At 71.4% G+C, this 17872-nt stretch carries 18 protein-coding genes and 1 pseudogene; 8 read left to right on the top strand and 11 right to left on the bottom strand.

The annotated features are described in order from the left end of the window. Positions 1–2: 2 nt before the first annotated feature. The 6 genes from pdhA to DFH01_RS13120 form a co-directional block, all read right to left on the bottom strand. Positions 3–1022, bottom strand: coding sequence for a pyruvate dehydrogenase (acetyl-transferring) E1 component subunit alpha (gene pdhA, locus DFH01_RS13145; RefSeq protein ID WP_109870940.1), 1020 nt, complete (start codon positions 1020–1022; stop codon positions 3–5). A gap of 272 nt (positions 1023–1294) precedes the next feature. Beyond that, the gene (locus DFH01_RS13140; RefSeq protein WP_233256094.1) at positions 1295–1657 is read right to left on the bottom strand and encodes an FtsB family cell division protein; all 363 of its coding nucleotides are present in this window, start codon (positions 1655–1657) and stop codon (positions 1295–1297) included. Between the two features lie 123 nt (positions 1658–1780). Beyond that, entirely contained in the window at positions 1781–2119 is a 339-nt protein-coding gene (locus DFH01_RS13135) for an STAS domain-containing protein (RefSeq protein ID WP_109870939.1), read from the bottom strand. A 72-nt stretch (positions 2120–2191) separates the two neighbouring features. After that, positions 2192–3469, bottom strand: coding sequence for a phosphopyruvate hydratase (gene eno / locus DFH01_RS13130; protein ID WP_109870938.1), 1278 nt, complete (start codon positions 3467–3469; stop codon positions 2192–2194). 79 nt (positions 3470–3548) lie between these two features. Further along, positions 3549–4091 carry a phosphoheptose isomerase family protein gene (locus DFH01_RS13125; RefSeq protein ID WP_109870937.1) on the bottom strand — a complete coding sequence of 181 codons (543 nt, stop codon included), beginning with the start codon at positions 4089–4091 and terminating at the stop codon, positions 3549–3551. After that, the gene (locus tag DFH01_RS13120; RefSeq protein WP_109870936.1) at positions 4088–4885 is read right to left on the bottom strand and encodes an ABC transporter ATP-binding protein; all 798 of its coding nucleotides are present in this window, start codon (positions 4883–4885) and stop codon (positions 4088–4090) included. The genes DFH01_RS13125 and DFH01_RS13120 overlap by 4 nt, the downstream gene beginning before the upstream one ends. A 96-nt stretch (positions 4886–4981) precedes the next feature. Here DFH01_RS13120 and DFH01_RS13115 point away from each other — a divergent pair, with 96 nt between their 5' ends. From DFH01_RS13115 to DFH01_RS13095, 5 genes are all read left to right on the top strand, one after another. Continuing rightward, positions 4982–5776: an ABC transporter permease gene (locus DFH01_RS13115; protein ID WP_109870935.1), complete on the top strand. Its 795-nt coding sequence runs from the start codon at positions 4982–4984 to the stop codon at positions 5774–5776. 13 nt (positions 5777–5789) lie between these two features. Next, the gene (locus DFH01_RS13110; RefSeq protein WP_158287746.1) at positions 5790–6758 is read left to right on the top strand and encodes an ABC transporter substrate-binding protein; all 969 of its coding nucleotides are present in this window, start codon (positions 5790–5792) and stop codon (positions 6756–6758) included. Then, a complete protein-coding gene (locus tag DFH01_RS13105) occupies positions 6755–7471 on the top strand; it encodes an SDR family NAD(P)-dependent oxidoreductase (RefSeq protein WP_109870933.1) in 717 nt (238 codons plus the stop codon). The genes DFH01_RS13110 and DFH01_RS13105 overlap by 4 nt, the downstream gene beginning before the upstream one ends. A gap of 14 nt (positions 7472–7485) precedes the next feature. Continuing rightward, on the top strand, positions 7486–8154 hold the full coding sequence (locus tag DFH01_RS13100; protein WP_109870932.1) for a hypothetical protein: 669 nt from the start codon (positions 7486–7488) through the stop codon (positions 8152–8154). Between the two features lie 138 nt (positions 8155–8292). Then, positions 8293–9426 (top strand): calcium-binding protein, encoded by a 1134-nt coding sequence (locus tag DFH01_RS13095; RefSeq protein ID WP_109870931.1) that lies wholly within the window; start codon positions 8293–8295, stop codon positions 9424–9426. A gap of 23 nt (positions 9427–9449) precedes the next feature. On the opposite strand, the gene DFH01_RS13090 is transcribed toward DFH01_RS13095, so the two are convergent. The 5 genes from DFH01_RS13090 to tpiA form a co-directional block, all read right to left on the bottom strand. Next, positions 9450–9749, bottom strand: a complete 300-nt coding sequence (locus tag DFH01_RS13090) for a hypothetical protein (RefSeq protein WP_146217054.1) — start codon at positions 9747–9749, stop codon at positions 9450–9452. A 51-nt stretch (positions 9750–9800) separates the two neighbouring features. After that, a complete protein-coding gene (locus DFH01_RS28210) occupies positions 9801–9965 on the bottom strand; it encodes a hypothetical protein (protein ID WP_158287745.1) in 165 nt (54 codons plus the stop codon). 11 nt (positions 9966–9976) lie between these two features. Next, positions 9977–11611, bottom strand: coding sequence for a CTP synthase (gene pyrG / locus DFH01_RS13085; protein ID WP_109870929.1), 1635 nt, complete (start codon positions 11609–11611; stop codon positions 9977–9979). 102 nt (positions 11612–11713) lie between these two features. Continuing rightward, entirely contained in the window at positions 11714–12058 is a 345-nt protein-coding gene (secG, locus tag DFH01_RS13080) for a preprotein translocase subunit SecG (RefSeq protein ID WP_109870928.1), read from the bottom strand. A gap of 59 nt (positions 12059–12117) precedes the next feature. Continuing rightward, complete coding sequence (gene tpiA / locus DFH01_RS13075; RefSeq protein ID WP_199231253.1) at positions 12118–12849, bottom strand: triose-phosphate isomerase; 732 nt, start codon at positions 12847–12849, stop codon at positions 12118–12120. 98 nt (positions 12850–12947) lie between these two features. Here tpiA and DFH01_RS13070 point away from each other — a divergent pair, with 98 nt between their 5' ends. The 3 genes and pseudogenes from DFH01_RS13070 (at position 12948) to atzF (ending at position 17866) form a co-directional block, all read left to right on the top strand. Further along, complete coding sequence (locus DFH01_RS13070) at positions 12948–14849, top strand: peptidylprolyl isomerase (RefSeq protein ID WP_109870926.1); 1902 nt, start codon at positions 12948–12950, stop codon at positions 14847–14849. A 22-nt stretch (positions 14850–14871) separates the two neighbouring features. Continuing rightward, the gene (trpE, locus tag DFH01_RS13065; protein ID WP_109870925.1) at positions 14872–16380 is read left to right on the top strand and encodes an anthranilate synthase component I; all 1509 of its coding nucleotides are present in this window, start codon (positions 14872–14874) and stop codon (positions 16378–16380) included. Positions 16381–16519: 139 nt separating this feature from the next. Beyond that, positions 16520–17866 (top strand): annotated as a pseudogene (atzF, locus tag DFH01_RS13060) (allophanate hydrolase). The last annotated feature ends 6 nt before the right edge of the window (positions 17867–17872 follow it).

Here is a 17872-nt window from a genome sequence, read left to right as displayed (position 1 = left end):
GATCAGCGCGCCTCGATCAGGATGTCCGTGTAGAGCTCGCTCTCGTCGGGCTCCGGCGATGTCTGCGCGAAGTCGGCGCTGTCCTGCACGATGGCCTTCACCTCGTCGTCGATCACCTTCAGCTCGGCCTCGGTGACGCCGTAGGATTCCAGCAGCAGCTTGCGCGCCGTGTCGATGCAGTCCGACTGCTCGCGCATCTTCTGCACCTCCTCCCGCGTGCGGTACTTCGCGGGGTCGGACATGGAGTGGCCGCGATAGCGGTAGGTCTTCATCTCCAGCAGGTACGGGCCGTTGCCGGCGCGGCAATGGGCGACGGCGCGCTCGCCGGCCTCCTTCACCGCGATCACGTCCATGCCGTTCACCTGCTCGCCGGGGATGCCCCAGGGCGCGCCGTTCTTCGACAGGTCCTTGGAGGCGGAGGCGCGCTCCACGCTCGTGCCCATGCCGTACTTGTTGTTCTCGATCACGAAGATGACCGGCAGCTTGAACAGCGCCGCCAGGTTCAGGCTCTCATAGACCTGCCCCTGGTTCGACGCGCCCTCGCCGAAATAGGTCATCGCGACGTTGTCGTTGCCGCGATACCAGTTCGCGAAGGCGAGGCCGGCGCCGAGCGGCACCTGCGCGCCGACGATGCCGTGCCCGCCGTAGAAGCCCTTCTCGCGGCTGAACATGTGCATCGAGCCGCCCTTGCCCTTGGAGTAACCGCCGATGCGCCCGGTCAGCTCCGCCATGACGCCGCGCGCCTCCATGCCGGTGGCCAGCATGTGCCCATGGTCGCGGTAGGAGGTGATCACCTGGTCGCCGGGCTTGGTGCACATGGTCAGGCCGACGACCACGGCTTCCTGGCCGATATACAGGTGGCAGAAGCCGCCGATCAGGCCCATGCCGTAGAGCTGGCCGGCCTTCTCCTCGAAGCGGCGGATCAGGAGCATGTCGCGATAGGCGCGGAGGAGTTCGTCGCGGCTCATCGCCGGCTCCTTCGGGCCCTTGCCCCGTGGCTTGCGGGTGGCGGCTTCGGCCATGCCCCATTCCTCCTTGGCGAGCTTAGCAGGGCGGCATCTACGCGGCCGGGTCGCAGCGTGCAAGTTTCGCTTGCGGCAAAATTCTCTTATTGTGCAATGCAATAGTCGAATTAATCGGAATTGAGTTAACCCGATTTTCCGAGCGTCGATACGGCAAGACGCCAGGCGAGACAGCGTCTCGCGCCGGCCAAGGCTGGCTGCCGCGCGACGCGCCGGACAAGAAAAAGGGGCGCCAGGCGCCCCCTCGTTCCCGCTCGCGGCTCCAAGCCTGCCTAGAACAGCCGGCGGTCCGCCCCGTAGGGCACGACGATCTCGTGCTGGCCGACCATGTTGAGCAGCTGGCGCGCCCGCTCCTCGAGCTGGTCGCGGTCGAGCCGTTCTCCGCGCAGGCCGTTCACGCGCCGCTCCATGGCGGCGAGTTCGGCCATGGCGCGGTTCCGGTCGGCCGTCGCCTCCGCGATGTCGCGCTCGCGCTGTTCCATCGCGACCAGCCCGCGCTCGCCATGCACGGCATGCCAGGCGAAATAGCCGCAGCAGGCCAGGAACAGCACGGGCAGCATGGCCGAGCGGGCCCAGCGCCCGATCGCGGCCAGCGCGCCACGGCGCTCCGTGACCACCTCGTCGACATCGTACACGGATCGAGCCCCCCAGCTCGCGGCACTGCGCGGGACCCCTCCCCCGCCGGACGCCGCGGGCAGAGAATCAGACGGCGCGCGAAGTGTCCAGCGGAAAGCGCGGATTCGGCTCGCGAATTTGCGTCAGGCGGCGAAGGCGCGGAGCGCATCCGCCTCGGTGGCATGGATGCGCAGCAGGCTGTCGAAGCCGGCGGTGCGCAGAACTTCGGCGACCATGGGCTGCGCCGCGCCGATCTGCAGCTCGCCGCCGAAGGACTGCAGCAACCGCGCCAGGCGCAGGATCACGCGCAGCCCGGCGCTGGAGACGAAATCCAGGCCGGAGAGGTTCAGCACCACCTGATGCGCCGTCCCCGTGCCGATCGCGTCGATGCGGTCGCCGACCTCCCCGGCCGTGCGCGAATCCAGGCGCCCGGCCAGGTCGATGACGAGAACCTTGCCGACCTCACGCGTGGCGATCTGCATGGCTGGCTCCGGCGGCGAAGGTTGCGTCCGCCGGAAGCCTAGAGGTCGGACGATCCGCCCGTCAAACGAGGCTCAGCGCCGCACCGCAGCCCGGCCGCCATAGCGCGCCGCAGGGCCGAGCTGCTGCTCGATGCGGATCAGCTGGTTGTACTTCGCCGTCCGGTCGGAGCGGCTGAGCGAGCCGGTCTTGATCTGCCCGCAATTGGTGGCGACGGCGAGGTCGGCGATGGTCGAATCCTCGCTCTCGCCGGAGCGGTGCGACATCACGCAGCGATAGCCGGCGCGGTGGGCGGTCTCCATCGCCTCCAGCGTCTCGGTGAGCGTCCCGATCTGGTTGACCTTCACCAGGATGGCGTTGGCGGTGCCGCTCTCGATGCCGCGTCGCAGGCGCTCGGTGTTGGTGACGAACAGGTCGTCGCCGACCAGGTTCACCTTGCTGCCGAGCTTGTCGGTCAGCAGCTTCCAGCCGGCCCAGTCGTCCTCGGCCATGCCGTCCTCGATGGAGACGATCGGCCACTTGGCGCAGAGTGCGGCGAGGTACTCGGCCATGCCGGCGGAATCGAGCGTCTTCCCCTCGCCTTCCAGCTTGTAGACACCGTCGTGGAAGAACTCGGTGGAGGCGCAGTCGAGCGCGAGCACGATGTCCTCGCCCATGCGGTGCCCGGCCTTCTCGGCGGCCTTGGCGATGAAGGAAAGCGCCTCATCCGCGCTGCCGATGTTCGGCGCGAAGCCGCCCTCGTCGCCGACATTGGTGTTGTGGCCGGCGTCGTGCAGCGCCTTCTTGAGCTGCGCGAAGACCTCGGAGCCGATGCGCACGGCATCCGCCATGGTGCCGGCGGCGACCGGCATGATCATGAATTCCTGGATGTCGATCGGGTTGTCCGCGTGCTTGCCGCCATTGATGATGTTCATCATCGGCACCGGCAGGGTGCGGGCGAAGACGCCGCCGACATAGCGATAGAGCGGCTGGCCGAGCTCGGCCGCGGCCGCCTTCGCGGTGGCGAGGCTGACGGCGAGGATCGCGTTGGCGCCGAGGCGCGCCTTGTTCGGCGTGCCGTCCAGCTCCAGCATCGTCTCGTCGATCTTCACCTGCTCGGTCGGGTCCATCCCCCCGATGGCGTCGAAGATCTCGCCTTCAACGTTGGCACAGGCCTTCAGCACGCCCTTGCCGCCGTAGCGGGCCTTGTCGCCGTCCCGCAGTTCCACCGCCTCATGCGCGCCGGTGGAGGCGCCGGAGGGGACGATGGCGTGGCCACGGGTGCCGGTGTCCAGCACCACCTCGGCCTCGACGGTGGGGTTGCCGCGGGAATCCAGGACTTCGCGGGCGATGATGTCGGCGATGGCGGCCATGTCGGGCGGGCTCCGGCGGTGCGTCCGGGGCGATTAACGCCCGTGCGGCGGGGCGGCAAGGGTTGGGCGGCGCCCCGGCTCAGGCGATCGTGGCGTGCCGCGCCGCGAGGTCGGCGGCCGGAAGCCCGGCCCGCGCCATCAGCCGCGCCACGACCAGGTCGCAGACCAGCCAGAGGGCGATCTCGTATTGCCCGCCCATCGGCAGCACGGAGTCCCCCTCCCAGACCTGAGCGGGGATGCGCCAGACGAGGTCGGCCGCCTCCAGCGCCGCGCCGCTCTCCGCGGCCGTGAAGACCGCGCCTCGCGCCCCAAGCGCCCGCGCCTGGCGCAGAAAGGCCGTCGCGCTCGGCAGGTCGCCGCGGCTGGCATTGGTCACCAGCAGGTCCCTCGCCCGCAGCGGCGGGGTGGTGACGCCGGGCAGCCAATGCGCATCCAGCCCGAGATGCCCGAGGCGCATCGCGAAGCCCATCAGCGCGAAGCCGGTGCGGCCGGCGCCCCAGACCAGCACGCGGGGCGCGGCGGCGATGGCCTCGACGGCGCCGTCCAGAGTCGCCGGCGGGATGCGGGCGAAGACTGCCGCCTGCTCGGCCAGGATCGGCGCAACCTGCTGCGCGGGGGTCATGTCTCGGCCCCGTGCAGCACGCCGCGCGCCAGGAAGAGCGCCGTCACCTCCTCCACCGCCGCGATGAAGCGCGGATCGCGCCGTGCCGCGAGGCCGCGCGGGCGCGGCAGGTCCACCTGCAGCAGCCGCTCGATCCGGCCGGGGCGCGGCGACATCACCGCGACGCGGTCGGCGAGCAGCACCGCCTCGTCCACGCTGTGGGTGATGAACAGCACGGTCTTGCGGCTGCGCATCCACAGCGCCTCGAGGTCGAGGCGCATCTGTTCCCGCGTCAGCGCATCCAGAGCGCCGAAGGGCTCGTCCATCAGCAGCAACGGCGGATCGTGCAGCAGCGCGCGCGCGATGGAGGCGCGCTGGCGCATGCCGCCGGAGAGCTCATGCGGGTAGCGGTCGGCAAAGTCTTCCAGCCCCACCTGGCGCAGCAGCGCCAGCGCGCGGTCGCGGAAGGCGGCTTCGCTCAAGCCCCGGATGCCAGCCTGGAAAAGCACATTGCCGAGCACGTCGCGCCAGTCGAGCAGCACCGGCTGCTGGAACACGATGCCGAGTTCCGTCACCGGCCCCGCGACATCGCGGCCGAAGACCTGCACGCTGCCGGAGGATGCCGGCATGAGGCCCGCGACAAGGCGCAGCAGCGTGGACTTGCCGCAGCCGGATGGGCCGACGACGGCCAGGAACTCGCCCTCCGGCACGTCGAGGTCGAGCGCATCGAGTGCCAGCGTCTCGCCCTGGCGCGTGCGGAAGCGCTTGGACACGCCCGCGAGATGGATGCCGCCCTCGCCGCTGCTTTCCCCCACCCTGCCCGCCCTTGACTGCCCGTGCTTGCGAGGAACAGTGTTCCAGCGAAGGGCGCGCTTCAAGGGCGGCGCCGCGGCGGGAGGAAGCTCGGGCGCATGGGCCAGGCGTCGCGCCAATGGATTGCGCGTGCGCGCATCGCCGCGGCCTTCCTCGGCTTCCTGCTGGCCTGGGAGATCGCGGTGGATGTCTTCGCGATGCCCGAATACATCCTGCCCGCGCCGAGCCGCATCTTCGCCGATGGCGCGCAGCGCTGGCGGTCGCTCCTGGAAGCCGCGATGTTCACCGTGCAGCCGATGGTGCTTGGCTTCGTGCTGGCGGTGGTGCTCGGCGTCGCCATCGCGCTCGGCATCGCCTTCTCCGACACGGCGCGGCAGACGGCTTATCCGCTGCTGGTCTTCCTGCAGATCGTGCCGAAGATCGCGGTGGCGCCGCTGTTCATCATCTGGTTCGGCTTCGGGCTGATGCCGAAGGTGCTGCTGGTCTTTCTGCTCAGCTTCTTCCCCGTCGTGGTCAGCGCGCTCCAGGCCTTCCGCAGCCTGGAGGCGGAGGTGGCGGAGCTGCTGCGCTCCTCCGGCGCGACGCGCTGGCGCGCCTTCCGCATGGTGCAGTTGCCGGCCGCGCTGCCGGTGCTGTTCGGCGGCTTCAAGGTGGCGGCGGCGCTGGCGGCGACGGCCGCGGTGGTGGCTGAGTTCGTCGCCTCCGACCGCGGGCTCGGCTACCTGCTGCTGGAATACAACGGCAACCTCGACACGCCGATGAGCTTCGCGGCGATCTTCATGCTGACGGCGTTGGGCTTGTCGCTCTACGGTCTTGTGGAACTTGCGGAACGGCTGGCGGTGCCCTGGCATGTCTCGCGCCGGCGCGCCGAGGGCGAGGTCGCGGGCTTGTAGGAGGAAACGAAGCATGATTCGCAGGCTGTTCCTGGCGCTCTGCGCCACCGCCGCGCTGGCCGCGCCGGCGGCGGCGCAGGACCGCGTGACCTTCCGGCTGAACTGGCTGATCTACGGCTTCCACACGCCCTTCTACCTGGGCGTCGAGCGTGGCTATTACCGCGAGGCGGGGATCGACCTGACCATCGGCGAGGGCCAGGGCTCGGCGCGCGCGGTGCAGCTCGTCGCCTCGGGCGGCGACATGTTCGGGCTTTCGGACGGCGCCTCCATCATCAACGGCGTGGCGCGTGGCGCCCCGGTGCAGGCGGTGATGGGCATCATGAACAAGTCGCCCTTCGCGGTGATCGTGCGTGCCGACAGCGGCATCCGCACCATGCGTGACCTCGCCGGGCGCACCATCGCGGCGACGACCGGCGAGGCGGGGCTGGTGATGTTCCCCGCGATGCTGCGCGCCAACAACATGCCGGCGGACGCCGTGCGCTTCCTGCGCGTGGACGGCGCGGGCAAGCTGGTCGCGACCCTGGAGAACCGCACCGTCGGCATGCTCGGCGGCGTCGAGAACCAGGCCCTGATCCTGCCGCAGCGCGGGCTGCCGGTTCATTCGATCCTCTATGCCGACAATGGCGCCAACACGATGGGCCTCGCCATCCACGCGACGCGCGAGACGATCCAGCGCAATCCCGACCTGGTGCGTCGCTTCGTCCGCGCCACGCAGCGTTCCTTCGAGGCCGGGATGAGCGAGCCGGAAGCGGCGATCGCCGCCGGGCTGAAGGTGAAGCCGGACATGGACCGCGAGCTTGCGCTGGCGCAGCTGCGCGCGGGGCTGCAACTGGTGCGCTCCGCGCATGGCGCGGACCGGCCGATCGGCTGGATGGCGCCGCAGGACTGGGCCGAGACGCTGAACCTGATGCGCGAGTTCCAGGACCTGCGCACGGAATTGCCTGCGGACGCCTTCTACAGCAACGCCTTCCTGCCGCAGTGAGTCGCGGCGCGGCGGTCGTCACGGGCGGCGCGGGCGGGATCGGCCGCGCCGTCACGGAGCGCCTCGCCCGCGACGGCTACCGCGTGGCGTCCTGGGATCTGTCGCAGGATGCTCCGCGCGCGGATCTGGCGCTGGCCGTGGACGTGACCGACGACACCGCCTGCGCAAAGGCCACGGCGGAGACGCTGGCGCGGCTCGGCCCGATCCGCGCGCTCGTGGTGAATGCCGGCATCCTCGGGCCCGTGGCGCGCAGCTGGGACGTGCCGCTGGCGGAGACGCGGCGGGTGCTGGAGACGAACCTGCTCTCCGGCTTCGCCACGACCGGCGCGGTGATCCCGGCGATGCTGCGCAACCCGATGCCGGATCGCGGGCGCATCGTGCTGATGGGCTCGGCGGTGGGCAAGGAAGGCAGTGCGATGGCGGGTGCCTATGCGGCCTCCAAGGCCGGGCTGATGGCGCTGGCGAAGGTGCTGGGCAAGGAGCTCGCGACCGAGGGCATCCTGGTCAACGCCATCGCGCCGACCGTGGTGCGCACGGCCATGGAAACCACGCTCGATCCCGCGCAGCGCGCCGACAAGCTGCGCCGCATCCCGATGGGCCGCTTCGCGGAGGCCGCGGAGGTCGCCGCGATGGTGAGCTTCCTCTGCGGCCCCGATTGCAGCTTTTCGACTGGCGCCGTCTTCGATCTCTCGGGCGGCCGGTTGCATGATTGAGGCACGGAGAAAGAATGCTCGCAGGTGAAGCCGCGGTGGCGATCTGGAACGGCGTGACGCCGGAAGGCCGGGCGGAGTTCTACGCCTGGCACCTGCACGAACACATGGCCGAGCGCGTCGGCATCCCCGGCTTCCGCCGTGGGCGCCGGTTCAGCGCCGTGGATGCCACGACGCATCCGGAATTCTTCACGCTCTACGAAGCCGACACGATGCAGGTGCTGCAGGGCCAGGACTACGCGAACCGGCTGAACGCGCCGACGGCCTGGACGAAGCGCGCCACGCAGGGGTTCCGGGACACCTCGCGCGGCCTGGCGCGCGTGCTGGCGAGCCACGGCGTGGGGCCGGGCGGCGTGATGCTGACGCTGCGCTTCGATGCAGCGCCGGGTGCAATCTCCACCTTCGCGGCGCTGGTCGCGAAGGCCGCGACGGCCGCGCGCGTGACGGGCGCGCATCTGCTCATCACCGACGACGCGGCGAGCAACGTGGACAGCGCGGAGAAGCAGGGCCGCAACGACATTGCCGCCCCGCCCGCCTGGATCATCCTGGCCGAAGCCACGGATGCCGAGGCGCTCGCCCCGCTGTTCCCCGATGCCGAATTGCGTGCGGCCGGCGCGATCGCCGCGCCGCAGCGCGGCACTTACCGGCTGGAATTCACGCGCCTGAAGACCGCCTGGGGCGCCTGATCAGGTTTCGCGCGACGCAGCACGCGCGAAGCCGGCCCGTCATGTGCGGCATCATGTTGCGCGCCGCATGCAGTCATCCGGCAACGCGCAGGGCGCATTCCTCCCGCCACGCCATCACGGCGTCCAGAGGAGGAAATCATGGCAACATCGCTTCGCGCCCACGACCTGCTTCGCGGGCATCTGCAGCTTCCGGCGGTGCAGTTCGTCGCCGACGACATCGAGGCTGTCCAGCTTCCGGCCGTGCAGCGCAGCCTGGCGCCGTCCGCCTCGCTGCTCGAAGGTCTCGGCGACTTCTTCGGCGGCCTCGGCAACGATTCCTGGATCGGCACCGCGGCCAACGAGACCGCCTTCGGCAGTGCCGGGCACGACACGCTGAAGGGCGGCGGCGGCAACGACCTGCTGTCCGGTGACGAGGGACACGACCAGCTTCACGGCGACGACGGGGCCGATACGCTGCAGGGCGGCAACGGCAACGATCAGCTGAGCGGCGGCAGCGGCGACGATCGCATCTTCGGCGACGCCGGAAACGACACGATCAATGGCGGCACCGGTCGCGACATCATCCGCGGTGGCGACGACGCCGACCACGTCAGTGCCGGCGATGGCAATGACGAAGCCTATGGCGACGCCGGAAACGACACGATGTTCGCCGGCGACGGCAACGACGTGCTGGTGGGCGGGGATGGCAACGACGCGCTCAATGGCGGCGCGGACAACGACATCCTCTACGGCGGCAACGGCCAGGACGGCATCGGCGGCGGCACGGGGAACGACGTCGTTCTCGCCGGCAGCGGGAACGACACGGTGGACGGGCAGTCCGGCAACGACCTGGTCCATGGCGAGGCGGGGAACGACGTCCTGAAGGGCGGCGAGGGCAACGACACGATCGTCGGCGGCAGCGGCTTCGACCAGATGGATGGCGGGCTCGGTGCCGACCGCTTCGTCTTCAATGCCGTCTCGGACAGCGGCAGCGCGGGCATCGCCGACGTGATCAGCTATTTCCAGCGCGGCTCGGACAAGATCGACCTCGCCGCGATCGACGCCGACACCACCGATGGCGGGTGGCTCAATGACAGCTTCACCTTCATCGGGAGCGCCGAGTTCAGCGGCGATCCGTCGCATAGCTGGAACCTCTCGCCCGGCGAACTGCGCTATGAGCGATACAACGGCTTCACCTATGTGATGGGCGACGTGAACGGCGATGGCGATGCCGACATCACCATCGCGCTGCAGGGGAACTACACGCTCGCGGCGAGCGACTTCGTGCTGTAGCCGGCCTGTGCCGTGGGCGCGCGCTACATGGTCGAGCGGCGCGTGTCCCACACCGCGGCGCGGCCGCGCAGCAGCGGGCGGCCCTGCAGATCGCAGGGTTCCACGCGGCTGCGCGCCACCGCCACCGCGCGCACCATGTCCGCGTCCTTGGCGCGGCTGTAGCCCGCCAGCTTGATGTCGAGGGAGCCGTCCGGATTCACCCGCATGACGCGGCCCCAGTCGCCCGCATAGGCGGTAACGAGCGGGCCGTCCTCATCGCGCTTCAGCCGGACGAGGTCACCCTGCTCGTAGAAATAGATGTCGTCGCCGTCATGGCCGCTCATCACGCGCATGACGGCAGTTAGCCGCGGCAGGCTTGCGGAAGTGTAAAGCGCTCAGCGCTTGCCGAGGCCGCCGCCGGCGAACAGCGTCACCGCGAGGCCGAGCGCCAGGGCGGCGGTGACGCCGAGCGAGCCGAACAGGTAGCCCGCGATCACCACGAGCAGGACAGTCGCCGCAAGGCCGTAGCCGAAGCGCCGCAGCCGGGATTTCTCGTCCATCCCCTCCTCCGTCAGACCAGCCGCGCCTGGCGGACCGCGGCGCCGATGAAGCCGCGGAACAGCGGGTGCGGGTCGAAGGGCTTGGATTTCAGCTCCGGATGGAACTGCACGCCGATGAACCAGGGATGGTCCGGCCGCTCCACGATCTCCGGCAGCGAGCCGTCCGGCGACAGGCCGGAGAAGCGCAGCCCGACCTCCTCCAGCCGGTCCTTGTAGTTGACGTTGACCTCGTAGCGGTGCCGGTGCCGCTCCTGGATCTCCGCGGCGCCGCCATAGACCTCCCGCACCAGGGATTCCTCGGCGAGCCGCGCCGGATAGGCGCCGAGCCGCATCGTGCCGCCGAGGTCGCCGCCGGCCGCGCGGCGCTCCACCTCGTTGCCGCGGGTCCATTCGGTCAGCAGCCCGACCACCGGCTCGGTGCAGGGGCCGAATTCGGTGGAGGAGGCGCCCTTCAGGCCGGCCTGGTTCCGCGCCGCCTCGATCACCGCCATCTGCATGCCGAAGCAGATGCCGAAGAAGGGCACGCGGCGCTCCCGCGCGAAGCGCACCGCCTCGATCTTGCCTTCGGTGCCGCGCTCGCCGAAGCCGCCGGGCACCAGGATGCCGTTGACCTTCTCGAGCCGCGCGACCGCGGCCTCGTCATCCTCGAAGATCTGGCTGTCCACCCAGTCCAGGCGGACCTTCACGTTGTGCGCGATGCCGCCATGGGTCAGCGCCTCGGCCAGCGACTTGTACGCGTCGAGCAGGTTCGTGTACTTGCCGACCACCGCGATGGTCACCTCGCCTTCCGGCGCGCGGATGCGGTCCACGATGCGCTGCCAGCGGCTCATGTCCGGCTCGCCATAGATGGACAGGCCAAAGTGGCGCAGCACTTCGCGGTCCAGCCCTTCCTCGTGGTAGCTGATCGGCACGGCGTAGATGCTGTCGGCGTCGTAGGCGGGGATCACGCTTTCCGGCCGCACATTGCAGAACAGTGCGATCTTGCGGCGCTCATTCTCCGGGATCTGGCGGTCGCAGCGGCAGAGCAGGATCTGCGGCTGGATGCCGACGCCGAGGAGCTCCTTCACGCTGTGCTGCGTCGGCTTGGTCTTCAGCTCCCCGGCGGAGGGGATGTAGGGCACCAGGGTCAGGTGCACGAAGAGGCTGCGGGTCGGGCCGAGCTCGTTGGCGAGCTGGCGGATCGCTTCCAGGAAGGGCAGCGACTCGATGTCGCCCACCGTGCCGCCGACCTCGACCAGGACGAAGTCGTAGCCCTCGGTCTCGGCCTGGATGACGTCCTTGATCTTGTCGGTGATGTGCGGGATCACCTGCACGGTGCCGCCCAGGTAGTGGCCGCGCCGCTCCGCCGCGATCACGTCGGAATAGATGCGCCCGGTGGTCCAGTTGTCGGCCCGCGTCGCATGCACGCCGGTGAAGCGTTCGTAATGGCCGAGGTCGAGGTCGGTCTCCGCCCCGTCGTCGGTGACGTAGACCTCGCCGTGCTGATACGGGCTCATCGTGCCCGGATCCACGTTGAGATAGGGGTCGAGCTTGCGCAGGCGGACCTTGTAGCCGCGCGCCTGCAGCAGCGCCCCGAGGGAGGCGGCAGCGATACCCTTGCCGAGCGAGGAGACCACGCCGCCGGTGATGAAGACAAACCGCGTCATGGACCGCCCTCTTAGCGTGCCGTGGGAGTCGGGCAAAGCCCGGGCGCGCGGCGCAGATGGGCAGCGGCCATGCGGCCGGCGCTTGCCGGCCGGGGTTGCAGGTCAGTTCGTCGGAACCGACGGGGACGCGGGCACCGCCGGGGCGCCGGGCACGAGGCCGCCGGGCACGAGCGTGCCGGGGGCGGTGGCCGGCGCATCCAGGATGGAGCCGGTCGGCGCCCGGCCCTTGCCGGTGATGGCGAGCACCAGCGCCAGCGCCATGAAGGCGGTGCCCAGGATGGCTGTGGTGCGGGTGAGCAGGTTGGCGGTGCCCCGCCCGCTCATGAACGAGCCCATCCCCTGGGAGGACCCCACGCCGAGGCCCCCGCCCTCGCTGCGCTGGACCAGGATGACCCCGATCATGGCGAGGGTGACGAGCAGGAACAGGACGAGCAGCACGGTGTTCATGGCGGCGGCGTTCTAGCGGTTGCCGGCGGGGAATGCCAGCGGCGCGGCGGGGCGCTGCCTCACGCCGCCGCCCGGGCGATCGCCAGGAAATCCTCCGCCACCAGGCTCGCCCCGCCGACCAGCCCGCCATCCACGTTCGGCAGGGCAAGGATCGCCTTGGCGTTGCCGGGCTTCATCGAGCCGCCATAGAGGATCCGCATGCCCTGCCCGGCCGCGCCGAAGCGCGCCGCCAGCCGGGCGCGGATGGTGCCGTGGATGGCGGCGATGTCGGCCTCGGTCGGGGTGCGGCCGGTGCCGATGGCCCAGACCGGCTCGTAGGCGATGATCCCGGCGAACCCGTCGGGCAGGCTTTCGGCAAGCTGGCGCTCCACCACCGCCTCGGCCCGGCCGGCCAGCCGCTCGGCCTCGGTCTCGCCGACGCAGACGATCGGGACGAGGCCGGCGGCGGCGGCGGCCTCGGCCTTGGCGCGGACCGCCGCGTCCGTCTCGGCGTGGTCGGTCCGGCGCTCGGAATGGCCGAGGATCACGAACCCCGCCCCGGCATCCTTCAGCATGGGCGCGGCGACGTCGCCGGTATGCGCGCCCTTGGCGGCGGGGTGGCAATCCTGGCCGCCCACCGCCACCGCGCTGCCGGCCAGCGTGGCCGCCACCTGCGCGACATGCAGGAAGGTAGGGCAGACCAGCAGGTCGGCCGGGAGGCCCCCCGCCCCGTCCCGCACCGCCCCGGCCAGCGCGGCGGCCTCGGCCAGCGTCCCATGCATCTTCCAGTTGCCGGCGATCAGCGGCTTCACGCCCGGGGTCATGCGCGCCCTCCCTTCGTGCCCTGCCGCCCGGCTAGCAACGGCGTGCCGGGCTGGCAACGGACGGGCCTCTGCGCTACGCCGCCACCATGATCACCTGGTTCCGCAACCTCGCGAAGTCCTGGGTCGCGAAGGTCCTCTTCGTCCTGCTGATCCTCTCCTTCGCGGTCTGGGGGATCGAGGACATCGTCCGCAACTTCTGGCGCGAGACCGCCGTGGTCCGCATGAACGGCGCGGAGATCGAGGTGCCGCAGGCGCAGAACGCCGCGCGGCGCGAGCTGCAGCGCCTGCAGCGCCAGCTCGGCCCGGATTTCGAGCCGAGCCAGGCGGTGCGGGAGGCCATCGCGCGGCAGGCGGTGGAGACCTTGATCCAGGAGAATGCGCAGCGGGTCGAGGCGCATCGCCTCGGCCTCGCCACGCCGGACGAGCAGGTGGCGGCCTATGTTCGCGCCATCCCGAGCTTCCGCGTGGGCGGCGAGTTCAGCCGCGCCATCCTCGACCAGTTCCTGCGGCAGAACGACATGACGGAGGGCATGTTCCTGCAGCTGGTGCGGGACGACCTGCAGCGGATGCAGCTGGTCGGCGCGGTGCGCGCCGGCGCCGCCGCGCCCCCTTCCCTCGCCCGCGCCCTGTTCAACTGGGAGCGCGAGCGCCGGGTGGCGCAGGTGGCGGAGCTCACCCTGCTCGACGCCCCGGAGCCGGAGCCGCCGACCCAGGCGCAGCTCGAGCGCTTCCACGCCAACAATCCCGACCAGTTCTCCACGCCCGAGCTGCGCGACGTGACGCTCGGCGTGCTCTCCGCCGAGACGCTGGCGGACCAGGTGGAGGTGTCGGAGGAGGAACTCCGCGCCGCCTTCGAGGCGCGGCGCGGCCAGCTCGAGACACCGGAGCGCCGCGCGCTGCAGCAGGCGCTGCTGCCGACCGAGGAGGCGGCGCAGCGCATCGCGGAGGCGTGGCGCGCCAATGACGATTTCGATGCCATCGGGCAGGCGGCCCAGGCCGCCGGCGGGGCGGCGGTGACGCTCGGCGACGTGGCGCGCGCCGACCTTCCGGTGCCGGAACTCGCCGCCGCCGCCTTCGAGACGCCGCAGGGCGGCATCACGCGGCCGGTGCAGTCGCCCTTCGGCTGGCACGTACTGCGCATCGCCGGCGTCACCCCTGGCCGCAGCATCACCTTCGATGAGGTGAAGGACCGCCTGCGCGAGGAGGTCGCGCTGGAGAAGGCGGCCGACCTCGCCTTCGAGCGGGCGAACCGTGTGGAGGATGCGCTCGCCGGCGGGGCCACGCTGCAGGAGGCCGCGCAGCGCTACGGCATGCAGGTGACGAGCCTGCGCCTCGACGCCGAGGGCCGCGACGCGGAGGGCGCGCCGGTGCCGATCCCGGTGCCGGTGGATGCAAGGGCGGAGACGCTGCGCGCCATCTTCACCGCGGAGCCCGGCGCCTCGCCGCGGCTGCAGGAGCTGCGCCAGGGCGACGGCTTCATCGCGGTGGAACTTCGCGGCGTCTCGCCGCCGGCGCTGCGCCCCTTCGAGAACGTGGAGGCCGATGTGCGCCTCGCCTTCATCGCGGAGGCCAGGCGCCGCCACCAGGAGGAGCGGGCCGCGGCGCTGCTGGCGGCGGTGCGGGGCGGGCAGAGCCTGGAGGAGGCTGCGCGCGCCGCGGGCATCCCCTCCGAGCGCTTCGGGCCCTTCGGCCGTCGGCCGGAGCCTGGCGTGCCCGGCCTGACAATCCCGCCCGAGCTGCTGGCGCCGCTGTTCGCCGCGCAGCGCGGCGAGGCGACCATGGTCCCGACGCGGGCCGGCTTCGCCGTCGGCCAGCTGCTCGAGGTCGTGCCGCCCGATGCGGGCGCCGAGGCCGAAGCGCTGGAGAATGCCCGCCGCACCGCCCAGGCGCAGTCGGCGGAGGACCTGGAGGCGCAGTTTGCCGCGGCCCTGCGCGCCCGCGCCGAGCCGCGCATCAATCCGGGGCTGATGCAGCAGGTCATCCCATGAGCGGGGCGAAGGAGCGGATCGCATGCCCGGCGGCCTGACCTACGCGCAATTCGCCGAAGGGCTCGCGGCCGGCGAGGGCCAGGTGCTCGCCCGCGAGCGTGTGGCCGACCTCGACACGCCGGTCGGCGCCTTCCTGCGGCTGGCACAGAACCGGCCCAACGCCTTCCTGCTGGAAAGCGTGGAGGGCGGCGCGGCGCGCGGCCGTTTCTCCTCCATCGGGCTGGAGCCCGACCTGATCTGGCGCTGCCGCGAGGGGAAGGCGGAGCTGAACCGCCACGCCCAGGCGGCGCCGCATGGCTTCGTGCCGGAGGCGGCGGCGCCGCTCGACAGCCTGCGCGCGCTGATCGGCGAATCGCGGCTGGCGATGCCGGCGGGGCTGCCCTCGATCGCCGCGGGGCTGTTCGGCTTCCTCGGCTACGACATGGTGCGCCAGATCGAGCGCCTGCCGAACAAGAACGCCGATGCGCTCGGCATCCCGGACGCGGTGATGTTCCGCCCGACCCTGACGGCGGTGTTCGACCATGTGCGCGATACGCTGACGCTGGTGACGCCGGTCTGGCCGGCCGAGGGGCTGGACCCGAAGGCCGCATGGGATCTGGCGCAGGCGCGGCTGGACGAGGCGGAGGCGGCACTGGACCGTCCCCTTCCCCGCCCGGCGCCGCCGGCGGCGCTGCCCGCGCTGCCCGCACCGAGCTCCAACTTCACCAAGGCGGAGTACATGGCCGCGGTGCGACGGGGGAAAGAATACATCGCGGCGGGCGACGTCTTCCAGGTGGTGCCCTCGCAGCGTTTCTCGGTGCCCTTCGCGCTGCCGCCCTTCGCACTGTACCGCGCGCTGCGGCGGCTCAACCCCGCGCCCTACCTGTTCTTCCTCGATCTCGGCGGCTTCGCGCTGGTCGGCGCCAGCCCGGAGATCCTGGTCAGCGTGAAGCATGGCGAGGTGAAGCTGCGGCCGCTGGCCGGCACGCGCCCGCGCGGCGCGACGCCGGAGGAGGATGCGCGGCTGGAACGCGAGTTGCTCGCCGACCCGAAGGAACTGGCCGAGCACTTGATGCTGCTCGACCTCGGCCGCAACGACGTGGGCCGCGTGGCGGAGATCGGCAGCGTGCGCGTCACCCAGCGCTTCCAGGTGGAGCGTTATTCGCAGGTGATGCACATCATGAGCGAGGTGGTCGGCCGGCTGCGCCCGGGGCTCGATGCGCTGGATGCACTGATGGCGGGCTTCCCGGCCGGCACGCTCTCCGGCGCGCCGAAGGTCCGCGCGATGGAGATCATCGAGGAACTCGAGCCCTCCCGCCGCGGCACCTATGCGGGCGGCGTCGGGTATTTTGGCGCCGATGGCGACATGGACACCTGCATCGCGCTGCGCACCGCGCTGGTGAAGGACGGCGTGATGCATGTGCAGGCCGGCGCGGGGGTGGTGGCCGATTCCGACCCCGAGGCCGAATACGCCGAGACGCAGCAGAAGGCGCGCGCGCTGTTCCGCGCCGCCGAGGAAGCGGTGCGCTTCGCGGCGGGGCGGCGGGGGTAAGCTTTTCGGCGGTCGGCTGCCCACGAAATGGGCAGAGCGCCAGGCTTCCCTTCCCTGAGTTCCGTCGTGCCCCCACCCCGACCCTCCCCCGCACCGCGGGGGAGGGAGAGAATCGCGGTGAAGGCATGCGCCTTGCAGGATGGCCGGCATGACCATTGAGGCCGACCTGCCGCTCGACCGCGCCAGCCTGCACCGCGCCTATGCCGCCGGCCGGTTGCGACCCGCTGACGTCGTCGCGCTGATCCATCGCCGGATCGCCGCGGTCGACGATCCCGGAATCTTCCTGCACCTGATCCCGGAGGGCCGCGCGCGCGCCGCGGCGGAGGTGCTGCCCGCCTTCGATCCCGCGCGATACCCGCTCTGGGGCCTGCCAGTCGCGGTGAAGGACAACATCGACATCGCCGGCTTGCCGACCACCGTCGCCTGCCCCGGCTTCGCCTAAATGGCGCGCCACACCGCCCCCGCGGCGCAGCGCCTGCTCGATGCGGGCGCGGTGCTGATCGGCAAGACCAATCTCGACCAGTTCGCAACCGGGCTGGTGGGCGTCCGCACGCCCTACCCCGTGCCGCGCAACGCCTTCGATCCCACGCGCGTGCCCGGCGGATCGAGCAGCGGCTCCGCCGTCGCCGTCGCGCAGGGGCTGGCCACGCTTTCGCTCGGCACCGACACGGCGGGATCGGGCCGCGTGCCGGCGGCGCTGAACGGGCTGGTCGGGCTGAAGCCGTCGCTCGGCGTGGTCTCCACGCGCGGCGTCGTGCCGGCCTGCCGAAGCCTGGACTGCATCTCGGTCTTCGCGCGCAGCGTCGCCGATGCCTGGGCCGGCTTCGCCGCCATCGCCGCCGAGGATCCCGAGGACGCCTTCAGCCGCCCGATCGCCTGGCAGGAAATGGACGCCGCCACGCCGCCGCGCCGCATCGGCGTGCCGCTGGTGCCGGAGCTGGACGACGCGGCGGGGCGCGCCGCCTGGGATGCCGCCTGCGCGCGCCTGGCCGCGCTCGGCGTGGTTCTGGAACCGCTGGACCTCGGCGATTTCCATGCGACGGCGCGGCTGCTCTATGACGGCCCCTGGGTCGCCGAGCGCGCCGCCGCCGTCGGCGATTTCTGCGCCGCGGAGCCCGACGCGGTGCACCCGGTGACGCGCGGCATCCTGGCCGGCGCCGCACGCTTCTCGGCGGTGGACGCCTTCCGCGGCCTGTACGAGCTGGCGGAGATGCGGCGCCGCACGGCGCCCGTCTGGCAGCGCGTGGAGGCGCTGGCCGTGCCCTCCGTCCCGTGCTTCCCGACGCTGGCGGAGCTGGAGGCCGATCCGCTCGGGCCGAATGCGCGGCTCGGCGCCTACACCAACTTCGTGAACCTGCTCGACCTGGCGGCGCTGGCCGTGCCGGGGCCGATGCGGCCGGATGGGCTGCCGGCGGGGATCACGCTGATCGGCCCGCGCGGCAGCGATGCGAGCCTCGCCGCGCTGGGCGCGCGCTTCCAGGCATGACGGGCG

The sequence above is a fragment of the Falsiroseomonas bella genome, assembly GCF_003173615.1.
GTDB lineage: Bacteria > Pseudomonadota > Alphaproteobacteria > Acetobacterales > Acetobacteraceae > Falsiroseomonas > Falsiroseomonas bella.
The sequence above is the reverse complement of the archived record's forward strand: the minus strand, read 5'-3'. Positions and strand labels throughout refer to the sequence as shown.

Coding starts and splice junctions, on each gene's coding strand:
- pdhA (WP_109870940.1), bottom strand. CDS start 1,022: ATGGCCGAAGCCGCCACCCGCAAGCCACGGGGCAAGGGCCCGAAGGAG.
- DFH01_RS13135 (WP_109870939.1), bottom strand. CDS start 2,119: ATGCAGATCGCCACGCGTGAGGTCGGCAAGGTTCTCGTCATCGACCTG.
- eno (WP_109870938.1), bottom strand. CDS start 3,469: ATGGCCGCCATCGCCGACATCATCGCCCGCGAAGTCCTGGATTCCCGC.
- DFH01_RS13125 (WP_109870937.1), bottom strand. CDS start 4,091: ATGACCCCCGCGCAGCAGGTTGCGCCGATCCTGGCCGAGCAGGCGGCA.
- DFH01_RS13115 (WP_109870935.1), top strand. CDS start 4,982: ATGGGCCAGGCGTCGCGCCAATGGATTGCGCGTGCGCGCATCGCCGCG.
- DFH01_RS13110 (WP_158287746.1), top strand. CDS start 5,790: ATGATTCGCAGGCTGTTCCTGGCGCTCTGCGCCACCGCCGCGCTGGCC.
- DFH01_RS13100 (WP_109870932.1), top strand. CDS start 7,486: ATGCTCGCAGGTGAAGCCGCGGTGGCGATCTGGAACGGCGTGACGCCG.
- DFH01_RS13095 (WP_109870931.1), top strand. CDS start 8,293: ATGGCAACATCGCTTCGCGCCCACGACCTGCTTCGCGGGCATCTGCAG.
- DFH01_RS13090 (WP_146217054.1), bottom strand. CDS start 9,749: ATGAGCGGCCATGACGGCGACGACATCTATTTCTACGAGCAGGGTGAC.
- DFH01_RS28210 (WP_158287745.1), bottom strand. CDS start 9,965: ATGGACGAGAAATCCCGGCTGCGGCGCTTCGGCTACGGCCTTGCGGCG.
- pyrG (WP_109870929.1), bottom strand. CDS start 11,611: ATGACGCGGTTTGTCTTCATCACCGGCGGCGTGGTCTCCTCGCTCGGC.
- secG (WP_109870928.1), bottom strand. CDS start 12,058: ATGAACACCGTGCTGCTCGTCCTGTTCCTGCTCGTCACCCTCGCCATG.
- DFH01_RS13070 (WP_109870926.1), top strand. CDS start 12,948: ATGATCACCTGGTTCCGCAACCTCGCGAAGTCCTGGGTCGCGAAGGTC.
- trpE (WP_109870925.1), top strand. CDS start 14,872: ATGCCCGGCGGCCTGACCTACGCGCAATTCGCCGAAGGGCTCGCGGCC.